13 protein-coding genes are annotated in these 16,838 nt (G+C 36.0%); 3 read left to right on the forward strand and 10 right to left on the reverse strand.

Annotated elements, in window-relative coordinates; all coding sequences use genetic code 11:
- The 4 genes from ACE1OF_RS16250 to fabB all read right to left on the reverse strand — a co-directional run.
- Positions 1-2,292, reverse strand: a 2,292-nt coding sequence (locus ACE1OF_RS16250) for a FimV/HubP family polar landmark protein (protein ID WP_448895698.1), incomplete at its 3' end; no start/stop codon positions are given.
- Positions 2,293-2,616: 324 nt separating this feature from the next.
- Complete coding sequence (locus tag ACE1OF_RS16255) at positions 2,617-3,636, reverse strand: aspartate-semialdehyde dehydrogenase (RefSeq protein ID WP_448895699.1); 1,020 nt, start codon at positions 3,634-3,636, stop codon at positions 2,617-2,619.
- 44 nt (positions 3,637-3,680) lie between these two features.
- Positions 3,681-4,829 carry a 4-phosphoerythronate dehydrogenase gene (locus ACE1OF_RS16260; RefSeq protein ID WP_448895700.1) on the reverse strand — a complete coding sequence of 383 codons (1,149 nt, stop codon included), beginning with the start codon at positions 4,827-4,829 and terminating at the stop codon, positions 3,681-3,683.
- Positions 4,830-4,980: 151 nt separating this feature from the next.
- On the reverse strand, positions 4,981-6,198 hold the full coding sequence (fabB, locus tag ACE1OF_RS16265) for a beta-ketoacyl-ACP synthase I (RefSeq protein ID WP_448895701.1): 1,218 nt from the start codon (positions 6,196-6,198) through the stop codon (positions 4,981-4,983).
- Between the two features lie 264 nt (positions 6,199-6,462).
- On the opposite strand from fabB, the gene mnmC reads away from it, so the two are divergent.
- Positions 6,463-8,526, forward strand: coding sequence for a bifunctional tRNA (5-methylaminomethyl-2-thiouridine)(34)-methyltransferase MnmD/FAD-dependent 5-carboxymethylaminomethyl-2-thiouridine(34) oxidoreductase MnmC (mnmC, locus tag ACE1OF_RS16270; RefSeq protein WP_448895702.1), 2,064 nt, complete (start codon positions 6,463-6,465; stop codon positions 8,524-8,526).
- Between the two features lie 27 nt (positions 8,527-8,553).
- Here the strand turns inward: mnmC and ACE1OF_RS16275 are convergent, their stop codons facing one another.
- The 3 genes from ACE1OF_RS16275 to ACE1OF_RS16285 are packed head-to-tail and all read right to left on the reverse strand — an operon-like array spanning position 8,554 to position 10,492.
- A complete protein-coding gene (locus ACE1OF_RS16275) occupies positions 8,554-9,423 on the reverse strand; it encodes a flagella assembly protein FlgT middle domain-containing protein (protein ID WP_448895703.1) in 870 nt (289 codons plus the stop codon).
- Positions 9,424-9,468: 45 nt separating this feature from the next.
- The gene (locus ACE1OF_RS16280; protein WP_448895704.1) at positions 9,469-9,735 is read right to left on the reverse strand and encodes a hypothetical protein; all 267 of its coding nucleotides are present in this window, start codon (positions 9,733-9,735) and stop codon (positions 9,469-9,471) included.
- Between the two features lie 10 nt (positions 9,736-9,745).
- Entirely contained in the window at positions 9,746-10,492 is a 747-nt protein-coding gene (locus tag ACE1OF_RS16285) for a flagellar basal body L-ring protein FlgH (protein ID WP_448895705.1), read from the reverse strand.
- Positions 10,493-10,704: 212 nt separating this feature from the next.
- Here ACE1OF_RS16285 and ACE1OF_RS16290 point away from each other — a divergent pair, with 212 nt between their 5' ends.
- On the forward strand, positions 10,705-11,541 hold the full coding sequence (locus tag ACE1OF_RS16290) for a hypothetical protein (RefSeq protein ID WP_448895706.1): 837 nt from the start codon (positions 10,705-10,707) through the stop codon (positions 11,539-11,541).
- Positions 11,542-11,595: 54 nt separating this feature from the next.
- On the opposite strand, the gene ACE1OF_RS16295 is transcribed toward ACE1OF_RS16290, so the two are convergent.
- The 3 genes from ACE1OF_RS16295 to ACE1OF_RS16305 all read right to left on the reverse strand — a co-directional run bounded on the left by ACE1OF_RS16295 (position 11,596) and on the right by ACE1OF_RS16305 (position 15,822).
- Positions 11,596-12,357 carry a response regulator transcription factor gene (locus ACE1OF_RS16295; RefSeq protein ID WP_448895707.1) on the reverse strand — a complete coding sequence of 254 codons (762 nt, stop codon included), beginning with the start codon at positions 12,355-12,357 and terminating at the stop codon, positions 11,596-11,598.
- Between the two features lie 312 nt (positions 12,358-12,669).
- Positions 12,670-13,125: a hypothetical protein gene (locus tag ACE1OF_RS16300; protein ID WP_448895708.1), complete on the reverse strand. Its 456-nt coding sequence runs from the start codon at positions 13,123-13,125 to the stop codon at positions 12,670-12,672.
- Positions 13,126-13,275: 150 nt separating this feature from the next.
- A complete protein-coding gene (locus ACE1OF_RS16305) occupies positions 13,276-15,822 on the reverse strand; it encodes a VolA/Pla-1 family phospholipase (RefSeq protein ID WP_448895709.1) in 2,547 nt (848 codons plus the stop codon).
- Between the two features lie 264 nt (positions 15,823-16,086).
- Between ACE1OF_RS16305 and ACE1OF_RS16310 the strand changes: the two genes are divergently transcribed.
- A complete protein-coding gene (locus tag ACE1OF_RS16310; protein ID WP_448895710.1) occupies positions 16,087-16,824 on the forward strand; it encodes a YciK family oxidoreductase in 738 nt (245 codons plus the stop codon).
- Positions 16,825-16,838: the final 14 nt, after the last annotated feature.

The following is a 16,838-nucleotide window of genomic DNA, read 5'->3' on the forward strand; positions in this document are numbered from 1 at the left end:
GGCATTTGCTTGAATATTATCTTGAGCATTCTCTTGAACCTTCTCTTGCTCATTATCAGGTTGTGTGTCTTTCTCTACTGGTGAATCATTAACATTCATAGAGGCGAGTAAGGCATCAATATCATCAGGATCAGTTATTTCTGTGTCGCTATCGTCATCAGCAGTAGCCTCTTTTGCTGGAGCCGTATCTTGGGCATTTGTTTGGGCATTTGCTTGAATATTATCTTGAGCGTTCTCTTGAACCTTCTCTTGTACATTGTCAGCTTGTGTGTCTTTCTCAGCTGGTGAATCATCAACATTCATAGAGGCGAGTAAGGCATCAATATCATCAGGATCAGTTATTTCTGTGTCACTATCATCATCAGCAGTAACCTCTTTTGCTGGAGCCGTATCTTGGGCATTTGTTTGGGCATTTGCTTGAATATTATCTTGAGCGTTCTCTTGAACCTTCTCTTGTACATTGTCAGCTTGCGTGTCTTTCTCTACTGGTGAATCATCAACATTCATAGAGGCGAGTAAGGCATCAATATCATCAGGATCTGTTATGTCAGTGTCGCTATCGGAAAGTACATCTTCTGCTGGAGTTTCTTCCTCAATGAGGTCTTCTTCATTGTCCATTGATTCTAATAAGGCATCAATATCATCGGGATCTGTTATATCGCTGTCAATACTCTCATCAATAGACACATCTTCAACCGGTGCTTCCTCCTCAATCAGCTCATCTTCGCTATTCATTGAATCTAATAAGGCATCAATATCATCGGGATCTGTTATATCGCTATCAATACTCTCATCAATAAGCACATCTTCAACCTGTGTTTCCTCCTCAATCAGCTCATCTTCGCTATTTATTGAATCTAACAAGGCATCAATATCATCAGGACTATTTATCTCAACGGGCTCATCCTCGGCTTCTTGTTCAAGAGTATCAAGGCTTCCTAAAAGATCATCCAGATCATTTTGATCAAGTTCATTATTCTCTAATACTTCTTCAGCTGAGCCTTTTTCATCATCGTCTTCCAATAAAGAATCTAGTTCGTCTTGCTCTAATTCGTCATTAGCAAGAACGTCGGTATCATCATCGAGTAATATATCGTCTAAATCATCAAGATCATCCAGCAAGCTGTCATCATTGTCATCTAAATGAATAACATCATCATTTCCTTCATCATCTTCTAATAAATCTATGGATAAATCATCATCAAGCGATAATTCATCGTCCAACGACAACTCTTCATCAAGAGAAAGGTCTTCGTTATCAGTAAGATCTGTTTCAACAGGTTCTTCTGTTAATTTATCTTCTGTTGATTTAGCCTTTTTATTTGGTTTTTCTTCAAATGATATTTCGTCTTGTTCTTTTGCGCTATTTTGTCTTTTATAAAGAAGTAGTAACACAAATAAAAATAATATTGTTAATAATGTTATTACTGCTCCAATAAACCAAGCACTTGAGAAAATGTTATCCTTTTCTAGTGCTGCTTGCTGTTTTTCTAAAAGTAATTCTTGTTCTCTCGCTTGTGCTTTTGCCAATAGCGCCTGTTGCAATTTGATCATATCGTCCATTTGCAACTTAATTTCTTTGCTTTTAGCAACCTCTTTCTGCATGGTGTTAAGTTGATCGTTAAATGAAGACAAACGCTGACGTAATGCTTCATTTTCTTTTAAAATAGCTTGTAAACCGCCGATAGAATCCAAAACATCATTTTGAATATTTTCTAAACGCTTTTGTTGTTCAGTGTCTATTTTATTTAGTTGATCGTTTATTTCGATTTTTACTGTATCTAAATCTTTTTTATTAGCATTAGGTATTACTGGCGCTGATTTTTTAGCTGTTTTATTAGGTTGAACTTTTCCCCAAGCTTTATCATCTTCACTCGATTTCTTTTTGGCTGCACGTGTATCTACTGACATCATGCGCTCAAATGACGGAATAGTTAAATATTGACCTTCAACTAAATGATTTAAATTACCATCAACAAAGGCTGCAGGGTTTGCTTGATATAATGCCTGCATCACCTGATAAACCGATAATCTGTTATCTGGACGAATAGTTAACGCAATTTTCCATAACGTATCTCGTGATGTTATGGGACCATAACGTTCATAAGGAAAAACATCGCTGCTTTTAGGGCCTCGCATACGAATGCCGCGTTTTTGTGGGGCAGCTTCTTCAGCAAAAACAGGAAAGCCAATAGTGCAAACACTTGTGGTGATAATGCTCAAGCTTAATATACTAATTATTGGTACGCTAAAAACAACCTGTCGAAAACACAAGCGTAATAATTTTTGCATCAAAGTTTCCTAATTATTATTTTATTCACAAAATTAGCTATTTGTCAGTTATTTGACAAAATGAAAATGAAAGTGGCATTGAAAAACAAAAGCAATATTCATTCCACCTAATACGTCCCTGCTAAAAATCGTACTAGTTTAGATCCTTAATAATCATATCAAATTCAAAAAAAATATCTTAGTCTTTTGAGTAAATTAAATAAAAAAACTCGCAATTAACATAGAAGACTATCTCATGTTAACGGCGAGTTTCTAATTTTCTAAAGAGAAGGCTACTGAAATATAACTATTAAATCAAAATTCTACAAAGCCTGTGCTTAATGGTTAACTCAAGTAATCTTTAATTAATAATTCTGCTATTTGAATGCTATTTGTTGCCGCACCTTTTCGAACATTATCGGCAACAATCCACATATTAATACCACAATTATGGCTAATGTCTTCACGTATACGTCCTACAAACGTTTCATCTTTACCACTAGCATCGCCAATTTGAGTAGGAAAATCTTCATCATTACGGCATACAACTAGGCCTGGCGCTTGAGATAGTAAATCTTTTACTTCTTCTGCAGAAATAGGTGAATTGGTTTCAATATGCAACGATTCTCCATGCCCAAAGAATACTGGAACTCGTACAGCAGTAGGGTTCACTAATACATTATCATCACCTAATATTTTCTTCGTTTCCCATACCATTTTCATTTCTTCTTTGGTATAGCCATTTTCAAGAAACACATCAATTTGAGGAATTACATTAAACGCAATTTGGCGAGAAAAGTTTTTTGTTTCAACTGGTTTACCACTTAACAGATCGGCCGTTTGTTTTGCTAATTCATCCATTGCAGCCTTACCACCACCAGAAACTGACTGGTAGGTACATACATTAACACGACTAATACCAACGGCATCATGAAGTGGCTTCAGTGCCACCATCATTTGAATAGTAGAACAGTTTGGATTAGCAATAATATTTCTATTGCGATATTCTGCTAATGCTTGAGGGTTTACTTCAGGTACAACTAATGGAATATCGTCGTTATAACGAAACTCAGATGTATTATCAATAACAATACAGCCAGCTTCACCCGCAATAGGTGCATATTTAGCTGACGTAGCACCACCAGCAGAGAAGAAACCAATTTGCGCTAAACTCCAATCAAAATTGTCTGCATCGAGTACTTCAATACTTTCACCATTAAATTCAACAAATTCACCAGCAGAACGAGCACTTGCCAATGGGTATAATTTATTAATTGGGAAATCTCTTTCTGCTAAAATTTCCATAATGGTTTTGCCAACTAGCCCTGTTGCGCCAAGTATGCATACGTCAAATTTCTGTGCCATGATCCTCTCTCTTTTCTCATTTAAGTTAGCTAGGCTAACGCTAGTTATGTTTTGTTAAAGCCTAGGCGATGTGGCACATCACTTAGGGCATTAGGTAATAAGTCAACTTGTACCGATGAAAACTCCCGTCTTACGGGATAATTTTTTCTGAGATTGTCAAACCCCTGACTTGCTAATTGTTGACGAAAAATAGCATCATCTCGCCTAACATCGTAAACCATTTTAACCAGTTGGTTTAGTAATACTTCATTAAATTCTTGATTTAATTTAATCATTGAAATATTAGCGGGAGGTAAAAAGTTAACTAACTGATATTTATATTCAATACTACTTGCGTCTTGTTTCGCTATATGGTCACATAATGCCTGATAAAGCATTTCTGTGCCACGAGCTTTTCCTTCTAAGCTATAACCCGCAATATGTGCGGTCGCTATTTCGGTATATTCAATAAGTGGCATTAATACATCCGGCTCACCTTCCCACACATCAAGTACTACTTTTAAACCGTGACCTTGTTCTTTCAATGCTAACAAAGCTTTATTATCAATAACTTCACCACGACAAGTACTAATTAAAATCTGATCGTTTTTTAAATTATTTAACTTGCTTTTATCTAATAAATGATAGGTTGGGTGTTCACCCTCAACAGTTTTAGGCACATGCAACGAAATAACGTCACACTTCAGCACCTCTTCTAATGAAGAAAAATCTCTACTGTCATTTTGATTTTGTTCGAGTAACGGGTCACAAATTAAATAATCAATACCTAACGCAGTTAATTTTTCACTTAAACGCGTTCCTGTATTCCCCCCACCAACAATACCCACGCTAAGTTTATGTAAATCTAATTGGTAGCGCTCAGCTAAAATCACTAAACTACTTATTACATATTCTGCTACAGATATTGCATTGCAACCTGGGGCTGAATGAAACGTTATATCACGGTCATTTAAATAGGCTTGATCAATATGGTCCGTTCCAATAGTTGCGGTACCCACAAAGCTGATTTTGTTATTATTTTTTAATAACACTTCATTGACTTTAGTAATTGATCGTACTAATAGAACATCGACATCTATTACTTGTTCTGCAGTTAAGTCTCGCCCAGAAAAAGGAATAAGTTCATCAGCCTTACAAAAATCACTGAAAAAGTCTTTAGCATAAGGCATGTTTTCATCAAAAAATATTTTCATCAACTTTGTATTACATCATAAAAATTTTAAGAAATATAATCGCTAAATTATAAATAATTTCAATTTACTCAGCTAGAAATAATAAAGTCATATTGAGTAATACCAATATGACTTCATTTAGAACACTATAAAAGAATAAACCCAACGGCTTTTACTCACCTTTATATTTTTGCATTACCAAGGTTGCATTAGTTCCACCAAAACCAAAGCTATTCGACATAACTAAGTTCAGTTCGGCATCACGTTTTTCAGTTACTATGTCTAAGCCTTGTGCTTGCTCATCTAAATTATCAATATTAATGGAAGGCGCTACAAAGTTATTTTCCATCATTAAAATAGAGTAAATCGCTTCATGCACACCTGCAGCGCCTAATGCATGACCTGTCATCGCTTTCGTTGCGCTGATAGCTGGTGACTTTTCACCAAATAATTCTTGAATAGCGCCGAGTTCTTTAACATCACCTACTGGTGTTGACGTACCGTGAGTATTTAAATAATCAACCTCACCTTCAACGCCTTGCATAGCTTGCTGCATACAACGTACTGCACCTTCACCACTAGGGGCTACCATGTCATAACCGTCAGATGTTGCACCATATCCCACTATTTCAGCATAAATATGAGCACCACGAGCAAGTGCATGTTCGAGTTCTTCAACAACAACCATGCCTCCGCCACCAGAAATAACAAAACCATCTCTATCTGCATCATAAGTGCGTGACGCCAGTTCAGGCGTATCATTACGACTTGCTGATAAAGCACCCATACCATCAAACATCATGGCAAGTGACCAATCAACTTCTTCGCCACCACCAGCAAATACTACGTCTTGTTTGCCTAATTGAATAAGTTCCATTGCATGACCTATACAATGAGCACTCGTTGCACATGCTGAACTAATAGAGTAGTTAACACCTTTAATTTTGAAAGGCGTTGCTAAACAGGCTGAAACGGTGCTGCTCATAGTTTTTGGTACAGCATAAGGGCCAACACGACGAATACCGCGACTTCTTAACGTATCACTTGAAGCCACAATATTGGCTGATGATGCTCCACCTGAACCGGCAACAATACCAGTACGAACATCAGAGACCTGTTCTGGTGTTAATGTAGAGTCTTTAATAGCTTGTGCCATTGCAATATACGCATAACCTGCTGCATCACCCATAAAACGTAGAGCTTTACGATCTATATGTTCCGCAATATCAATGTCTGGTTTACCCCAAACATTACTTTTTAAACCTTGTTCTGCAAAACTTTCTGAGTAAGTAATGCCTGATTTCCCTGACTTTAAAGAGGCTAAAACCTCATCTGCATTATTACCAATGCTAGATACAATACCGATACCGGTGATCACTACACGTTTCATTTAAACAACCATTATTTTGTAAAAATTAAATATAAATTAGAATTATGAAAATCCAAAGCATTATACTGAACTTAGTCTATTATCTGGTACAACAAGTGACTTTACTAAGCAAATAAAAACAATTCAGCTTACACTTGTACGCTATAATATATTTTTACTCAGAGAATATCTACGTTCTTGATGCAAAATAAATACAATAACACTGATATCAAGCAATAAATCTAGTAAAATACGCCAAATATAAATTATTGAATTGAGCTTACCTTGCATAAATTTATTTCTTCAGCCCCTAAATTAATCTTTCAGCAAGATGGTACCCCTTATTCTAGTCAATTTAATGACATTTATTTCGATAGTGAGTCTGGATATCAGCAAAGTGAACAAGTTTTTTTATATGGTAACAACATCATAGAACGGATTAAGCAAACAAAAAACACTTTTGTTATTGGTGAAACTGGCTTTGGAACTGGACTTAACTTTCTATTAACATTACAGGTTTATCATAAAATACTGCAAGATAGATCCAATCAAGATTTCCCTGCGCAATGTCCAAAACTTGCCTTTATCACACTAGAAAAGTTTCCTTTAACTAAGTCACAGTTACAGCAATCGCTGCAAGCATTACCGCAACTAGCTTATTATACTAATTTACTTTTAGAACAATACCCTGCACTGTCAGGTAACGATCAAACACCGAAAGAATTTTCTCTTAGCTTTTTTAATAATCAAGTAACACTTAAGCTTATTATTAACGATGCTGCTGACGGCCTAGCAGATATAACATCGCGCAAGCATGGCGTTATTGATGCTTGGTACCTTGACGGCTTTTCTCCAGCAAAAAATCCAGAGATGTGGAATGAAGCATTATTTGAACAAATAGGTCGATTATCTAAACCACAAACGAGCATTGCAACCTTTACCGTTGCTGGTTTTGTAAAGCGTCATATGCAAAAAATTGGCTTTCGTACACAAAAAAAACGTTATGTGGGTAATAAACATGAAATGTTAATAGGTGTTTTTCAACAAGACCCTAAATCAAATAAAGGCTATCAACTTCGTCCAACGTTAATAAAACCCCAGCATGTTAGCATTATTGGCGGGGGTATAGCCTCAGCCTGTGCCGCACTAGCATTAACAAAGCAAGGCATAAAAGTAACTTTGTATTGTAAAGATAATTCTTTAGCTCAAGGCGCTTCAAGTAATGCTATTGGTGCTTTATACCCTTTATTACACCAGCAATCAGACGATATAAGCTTATTTTATCAGCAAGCCTTTTGGCGTGCTAAAGAGGTTTATAATAGTGTGATTGAGCAAGGTTTCCACTTTCCTCATCAGTGGTGTGGGTTATTAGACGTTGCTTATAAAGATTCACTTGTTAAGCGCCAACAAAAATTTGAAGAACTAAAAACTTGGCCAGAAGACTTAATTCATGGCATTGATGCCTGCACAGCAAGTAAATTGGCAAATGTTGATTTAACTTATGGCGGTTTATTTATGCCAAAGGCCGGCTGGATATCGCCCCAAGATGCTGTGAAACAGATCATTAATGCCGCAAAAACAACTGGAAGACTACGTGTTGAACACAATACTTTAGTTACTAAAATAACAAAAAAAACAGCGTCTCCTGCCAATAACAGTCATCTTAAAAACTGGTTATTGTCTACTAATAAGGGAGAATTTGAAGCCAGTGTTATTGTTTTTTGTGGTGGTGCAGACATTATTAATTTTGATTGGATTAATCAATTGCCTTTTTCCTCTGTACAAGGACAAGTAACCAGCATGAAAACTAACAAAAATATACAACAGCTTTCAACCGTTATTTGTCATAAAGGCTATTTAACTCCTCATCATAAAAACATGCACTGTATTGGCGCTACATTTAATAAAGATAGCACTCGTACTACAGCACTACCTGAGGAAGATGAATTTAACATCACTATGTTATCAACATGCATGCCTGAATTTACCAACTCAATTAATTGGACGACACAAGATGTTACTGGCAGTAAATCAAGGTTACGTTGCATGACCCCAGATCATCTGCCTATGGTTGGTCCTATGCCTGATATCAAGCAACATATTGATACCTATCCACACTTAGCAAAAGATAAAAACTGGAAGTATAATCAGGTAGCACCTGTCGTTGATAATTTATACATTATGATGGGGTTTGGTGCCCGTGGCTTATGTTCTGCCCCATTAGCAGCTGATATTTTAACAGCCGATTTATGTGGGACTCCCTACCCAGTTGATAACAATATGTTGTTTAATTTAAGTCCAAACCGGTTTATTATTAGAGATATTATTAGACGGAAAACGCCAAATTAATGCTGATAAAAGTATTTACCAAAATATTTAAAAGATAGATTTTGGACTAACTAAATTATGTAGTTGACTATTATTTATAACACCTAGTGAATGACTCGTTAGCACAGCACTTTGACTATTTACCTCAATAACCTTTAATATTTTGGAATGATCTACCGTTAAAAATGGATGAGATGTATCATTTTCTCTCTGTAAAAAACGCCGGTTAACGATTTCAAATTCATCCCCAACTTTTACGCCCTGTTTCTTGCCAATATTAATCACCAGCTGTCCATTAGTATTATCAATAATTTGAGGGAAACTTTGCTGACAACTTAATACATCATTAATATCAGTAACAGCACTACTAATAGTATGCAACATGTTTCGACCATAATCTGTACGCCAAAAAAGGCTATTCTTGGTATCTACAGCTTGATTATCTGCATATTTCCAATCGCCTTCACCATGATAATTTTTTTTCAGCAGCATATCATCACGAATAGCGTCATATAAATAAACTTGAATAGTAAAATTTCGACGCAAACTAACATCATCAAACAACAGCTGATCTTTCACTTGTTCAAATAAGCTAATATCTTGTATAGCACCAAATAAAATAAACTGACTATTATGCTCTGTTGCTAAATATCGCCCTACTTTTTCAATGTATTGTTGATTTAAATTACCTAATGAACTGTCAGGCATTAAAGAACCACTAAGCAATGAATTAACATATACCATTGGCTCAGAGTTAAGTTGACGTTCAAAACGTTTACTGGCTTGTATACCAATATCAAACAGTACTCCTTCAGCCGCTTGAATAGGTTTAAGCAAAGGAAACTGAGCAATTAACAACGATTTTGCATAATGATCTCTTTGACAACTAATTAATGGCTTAACATCGACTTTGACCAAGACTGACAAAATACCATTGTCAATCGATTCACTAATAATTTCAACTCATCTTATTTGCCCATCACTTCGTAAAACTGTTTTACTACTTTGCAACAAACCATCTAAAACAATATCTTCTACCTGAATAAAACTATTACTTTGCATAACTGCATTAGCAATAGCATCTTTTATTGTCTGAGTTCTAATTTCATCAAAATTTAAAGTATTTACATATTGTAATGCACTTCCTTGGTACCAAGTAGCAAAGCACTGAGGACTTAATAATACAAATACAATAATGCATTTTACCATAGACTTAAAATACAAAATCATCGTGGCTCCATTAGTCAAAAATACCAAACAGCTTACCAAGCAAAGAGGGTTCTTGGTTCTCTTGCATATCACCAAGGCCACTATATTCAATATGAGAGTTACCTACTTTTACCGAAGGTATTGTATTATCTATACTTATATCACTCACCCTAACCTCCCCTGAAAAACGTATGAATTCCTGACCAGTATTAAGGGTTATCCATTTTTCCCCTGCAACTAAAAGATTGCCATTATTAAGCACTTCTATCACATAAACCGTAATATCACCTTTTAACGAGTTTTTCTGATTGGTTTGAGAAGAACTATCAAATTCTTTTCCTTGTTCGTATTCAGCATTAAGATCATTATTACCAATCTTGATTGAGCCAGCATTTAGGGTTACTGGTTTCAATTCGAAATGACCCGATTTATCTTTTTGATATTTAACCGATTTATTAGCTGAAGTGTTCTCTTTAACTTCAACTAAAATCATATCGCCCACCTGGTAATGACTACTAGGGCTGTAAAGACCAACAGCTCGATGTGAGTTAAAGAGTGAACCAGAAGGTAATTGTATATTTTCCACTAAACTTCTCCTTATAGGGCTAAATTTTGGATCGCCAGGCGAAATTTTTTTGTTATCTGTAGATACAGCTTGCTGACTCACTTTAGGGTTTGTAGGACTACTAGCAACAACCTCTTCATCAACAGTTAAGGTATTACTACAAGCTGTTAAAAGGAAAAAAAGTATAAACAAGGGCAAGCTTAAACGACACATGTTCTCTAATCTCTACAATAATATTTGTAGCGCCATTTTGACAAATAAAGAGAAAAACAAATGTAAAGAAGCGTAAGATTAATGTAAAGAAGCGTAAACAAAAAACCATAAATATCAACAACGTAAGTTTTATGTAAAGATTATTGAAATAGCATTTTCATTCTCTAATATAAAAAACAATATTCCAATAAAAATCCAAACATAAATTAATTATGGCTACTTCACTATCAAAAATTGCCGCCAATCTTGCCGCCAATAGTACAGCAACACAATTATTAACAGGTAAAAATCAATCGTTGAATATGGCTGGACAAGCTATAACGGAGCTTACAAGTTTAGGTGAGAATTTTTCCAGTATTTTTAATGGTATACAACAGGTTAACAATAAGCTAATTCAACTACCTCCTTCAAACATTGATAATGAAAGTGATAGCATTAGCATCATGCAGCAAAATATATTTTCCTCCCTTGGCCTCGGTGGTTTATCAAATGGAACTGGCACAAGTGTTTTGGAACTATTGAGCAGCCAATCATCAATTGAATTCATGCAGGCTTCATTACTCTCAGCATTACAAACGAGTATTTTCTCTCCTCAACCTGAGATCAACACTACTACCAGTAACGAAATAACTGCAAGTAACAAAATAGAAACCACAAACGACATTAATACTGTCACTATTGAAGGTTCAACCTTAAATAGTTTAGCACAGCTTTCATTCGGAGAAGATGGCCTAGATTACAATGATGCTTTTGATATAGTGAACATTTTACAACATATTCCTGTAGTCTCTACTTTTTATCAAGATGTCACTGAGCAAGAAGATATAAGTATGATATCGAAACTCGCTGGAGGCTACTTGTATGGAGGACCGAGTGGCTTAGCATATTCAGCTTTAAATTTAGCCATAGAAAGTTATTCTGGCACATCAATAAGCGAAGCAGTGCTGAATTATAATTATGGTAGCCTATTTAGCAGTGAAGACGCTCCGAAGGAGCAACAAATAACAAGTCAAACACCTGTAAAGCAATTTAACTTCTTAAATCGATGATAATCCTATCGTCCAAACTTCTTAATATTAACTCATCAGTACCTATACTTAAAATTAAGTTGCTTCTTTTAAAAAGATATAACCCGCTCCTCGCATTGTTTTAATTTTTTGGCCACCAACAAATTTAGCTATCTTTTTCCTTATATTACTAATATGCATATCAATACTGCGGTCATAGTAATCTACAGCTCTACCATGTATATACTCACTAATTCTGTCTTTGCTAACAACTTCGCCTACATTTAAAAGTAAGAGATGAAGCACTTCAAATTCATATCTTGTTAAATTTAAAGCGCCTCCGCAACAATGACCCTCCCGAGTAGATAAGCATAAAGAAATATCATTGATGTTAAGCATTTTATTACGTTGTAAGCTTTGAATTATATCGGTTCGACGAATGATGGAGTTTATTCTAGCCACCACTTCTCTTAGGTTTACAGGTTTAATGAAATAATCATCAGCACCTAATTCTAAGGCATAAATTTTATCAAAAAGATCATCATGTGATGATAGTATCATGAGCGGCGTTTTATTATTTAAACGCAACCTTTTTAATAATTCAAATCCATTTACGTTTGATATACCTATATCAAGCAATATCAATTGATAATGTTCATTTTTTAACATTTGCACAGCTTTTACACCATCATTGCAAATGGTAATGTCAAACCCTTTATTCATTCGTAACATGTCAGTAATTTCTTCGGTTTCTACTTCTTCACCGACAATTAATACTTTTTTATCTTTAAGTAAATTAGATTTTAAAATTGTATGCGTTGATTGATTATATTGTATATAGGTGTTTATATTATTCATTATTTGTTCTTATTGCCTACAAGACTAAATTGCAATGCACACTTATTTTTCAGATAAAACGGTATTGCATTGCCATTAAGTCGCTTTTTTTGACTGCACTATTAAATATCAACTTATGTTTACCACTAACCTCTTATTTTACTTAGAGATGTGAGAGGAAACATAACGACAATTAATTGCCTCTTTGTGGCAATTAATTGTCGCTTAATGACAATTAACTTTGCTTCTCTATTTGAAATTATCAAATGTATTACACTAATTTCTAATACGCGCTAGATAACAGCGAACTGAGCATTCAAAAGCAGAGTTTTGCTAACTGTTAATTTTTGATTGCGCCGCAACATCTGCGTAAACTGAGATACCTGCTGCTTGTCCATGCTCAGAAGATAGTTTTGATAGGTTTTTGGGTTGCATGTCTGGTGTATTGCCTAAGACTTCCTCACCACTGATATTAAGTTGACTCAGTAGGTTATTAAATGCCTCAGGTGCATTATCTATGCTAGTTTGAAGATCAAAACTTCCATTGCTTTGTGCTTCTCTTATAGATTGTAAATACCCTTTAATCTCTTGTTGCTGTTCTTCTGGTAAATTAGCAATATAAGAACCAATTTGACCCGTCTTACTAATACTAACTTCATGCTCATTAGTATTTATTCCTTTTTCCAACACTCCAACTTTATTTGCATCATTTGCATCGTTCCCTGTAGCTACAGTATCTAAGTTTTGAATTTGATTAATATTTTGAGTGTTAGCTGAGTTAATATTCATTTTTGCTTTCCTATTATTAGATAAATTTATGTACTTATTTATCTAAGCAATAAACAGGCAAGCAAGTGTCAATGTATGTAAAGAATTGTAAAGAAAGAAAAAAGGCCTTTAGTTATCAGCTAAAGGCCTTCAATATTATATATGGCTAAATTACTGAACCATGTCTGTATTTTGTACTGAAATTAGATGTCCATCGCTACTGAAGAAGTTAGCAACTTGGCTTTGCATCTCCGCAGTAGCCGCTCCCGTCATTAACGGATCTGGCGCTTCGCCACGTGAACCAACGCCAGGATCTAAAATCGAACCATGGTGTCCAAATAAATAACGCACAGCACCCGATACTGAACTTTCAGCATCTTGCGTTGTTTCAGAAATACCACCTAAACCTAATAATGCAATAGCACCTTCAGTACCACCAAAAGGTGTGCTAGAAACCGTGTTAGGAATAACTTGGTCACTTAAGTTGTCACCACCATTACCAATTACTTCAATTAAATGCGTTGGTGTATCTGTTGCCGCCATCATTGCTGCATAGTTAGCAGGGTCACCAGCATCGGTTACTGTTTGTGCAGCAAAAGAGAATTGTGCAAACGTAGCATTTAAACCCGCTTGTTGCTCAGCAGTTAATAATTCATAAAACCCTTGATAATAACTTACTAATTCAGCCGCACTTGGCTTTGTAGCAGTTTGATGTGCTTGTGCAACATAACCTTGGAAAGCTTCTGAGGCAGAATAAGCTAAGTTTGATTTAATCACATTACCAAAAGCACCTGATTCCATTAAGAAGTTTGCAACCATCACACCAGGCATGGCAAGTGAATTAGTTTTCACTGCAAATAATGGATCAACTTGCGCATCAAGCGGCGTATTACTTAATGCGATAAAGTTCATACCAGTAATAGCACCTAAAGAATGACCTAAGAAATGCACATTAGTATTATCAACGTTGATTGCATTACCTTCAGCATGAACACCGCCTAAGAAATTTAACCCTAATCGTAATCCAAGTAAATCTGACGTTGATTGACGTAAGTTATCACGTGTAGTCAGTAAGCTCGCCAAATTCATATAATGCGTCGCTTCAACCGTTGAAGCATTAATATCATCAACACCATCACCATCTACGTCAAAACCACGGCTTCCTCCTGACATTGCACCACCAAACACATCGGGATCACCATGCAGTGGATGGTTAATAGCGACCGTTGCAAAACCATATACAGAAAGAATACCTGTAAGACCTAGCATGTCTTCTTTTTTAGAGGTGATACCATGTTGTAATATAACTACTGGCCAACCATTTTCAGGTTCTACTAAGTTAGCTGGTAAACCTAAAGCACCTCGAACAACGTTCGCTACATTGACATCTGGTGTTGTCATTTGTACAGCAACATCCATATCAGCGTTGGCTTTTGGTACAGGGCTATATTTAGTTAAATGACGTTTAGCATCAAAACCAAGAGCTCTTAGACCGGGGGCTGGTAATTCTTTTGCCGCTGAAATTGCCATACAAGTGCCATCATCAACACTCACTGGTGCAGTTGGAATAGTTTCAGCAGGAAGTTCACCCGCGGCTATTTTACCTGCGACGCCAGCTAATATAGCGCCAGAATCACATAAAGATTTCCACCAATCATTCACTGGCGCCATTGGATTATCAGCAGAAGGTACACCTAAATAATAAGGTAAAGTAACGCTCCCTTGCATAAAATTAGCGGCTGAATATAACGGTACTAAAGCCTCAGGTATTTTCCCTGCTAAAATATTAGCCACTGACATACCCGTATCTTGCACGCCAATGGTAGGAACACCTTCCATCGCATTGGCAAGCATAGTTGGTACATTATTGGCCATTAATGCCTTAGCTGTTGCTAGCACATCAACCGTAGACTGTGTAGTAAAAGCCATGGTATAAATTAATGCATCTTTGTCAGCACCCGCTGTAACAATAGCATTTTCATAACTATTAATAACGCCCTGTAAGCCTTTTTGTGCGTCACTTCCTAATGGATGAGTACTAATATCTTGACGCACTAGCTCATAGGTTGTTGAACCAGCAACCGCTTTGCCGCTATCGTCTTTTAAATTATCGGTTAATGCTAAAATATAAGTTGTTTTAGCTTTTAGTGGTTTTAAAGGGACAATAGCAACACTATTACCTGAAGCTTTTGCAATAAAATCAACACCAAAAACCAATTCACTAACAACAGTACATGCTGCACCAAGAGGTACTGATTCACATCCAGTAGCTCCGCCCATTAATGTTTCAAATATTTGTACCGAAGCAGGATTAAAAACGGAATTTGCGTCAATCGATGTGCCTTCAGGAAAGTCGATATCAAGGGAGAAAGGATTAGAGGTAGACCAACCATCAAGTGCACCTAATGCCGTTGAAGGATCGGCATAGTTAGGCGATTCAATCTCATTGCCCTCTTCATTCTTTTCACCTGATATAATATTACCATCGTCATCTGTCTTAACAGGTATGTTCAAAGTACCGTCAGGAGTATCCGAGAATAATAAATCATTTGGTACTGATAAAACGCCATTTGAAGGATCAAATACAACCCTTGCAGAAGCGACAATTGGCGTGCCATTTTCAGCAACATCTTTTTTTACATCTTCGATAGTTTCATTATCGCAACCACTTAAGCTCAGTGCGCTGATAATAGCTAGACTAAGAACTAACTTTTTCATTTTATCTCCCCAATGCCTATTTTATTTCTATTGTTTTTTAATTAATAAGTATAACGCAATAAAATTATTGCTCTGCCTGCTTTATATTCAAAGAAGACATTCATTAACTAGTTAGACCAGTTAACAAACTTAACGCAAGCGCCAGCAATGTGCCAGCTGTTTTTTACATTTTTGTTAATTTTTCTCTCGTTATTAGAAATAAATCTAAGTAAAATGCCTATTATTCATTTATGAAAAATTTTAATACCTAAATTCGGATAAACAATGTTTGCATATACTATTAAAGAAAAAAGTTTAGCTAATAAAGTAATACTCATTACTGGCGCTGGCGCTGGCATAGGTAAAGAAGCGGCATTAACTTATGCTAAACTTGGCGCAACAGTTATATTATTAGGCAAAACGGTCAAGAAACTTGAAGCGGTGTACGATGAAATAATGTCACTTGGTTTAGCTGAACCAGCAATTATTCCATTAGATTTAAAAGGAGCAACCAAACAAAACTATATTGATATGTCTACAACGATTGCCAGCCAATTTGGAAAATTAGATGGCGCTTTGCTTAATGCATCGATATTAGGTGAGTTAACTCCATTCACTCAAATTCATGAACAAGTGTATGATGATGTAATGAAGGTAAATGTCACCGCACAATGTTTGTTAGCTCAAGCACTTATACCAACATTACAGTTAGCAGAAAATGCCTCTTTAGTTTTTACCTCTTCTGGTGTTGGCAACAAAGGACGAGCATATTGGGGCGCGTATAGCATATCTAAATTTGCAACTGAAGGTATGATGCAAGTGATTGCTGACGAGTACGAAAACTCAAATTTACGTACTAACGCTATTAACCCTGGTGCAACTAATACAGGTATGCGAGCGACGGCTTATCCAGCAGAAGATAAAGAACGTTTAGCCTCTACCAACGATATTATGCCGCTCTATGTTTATTTAATGTCTGATGACAGCTTAGATATAAATGGACAAACCCTAAAAGCACAATAGCTTATTTAGCAAAC

The sequence above is a fragment of the Colwellia sp. E150_009 genome (assembly GCF_053543955.1).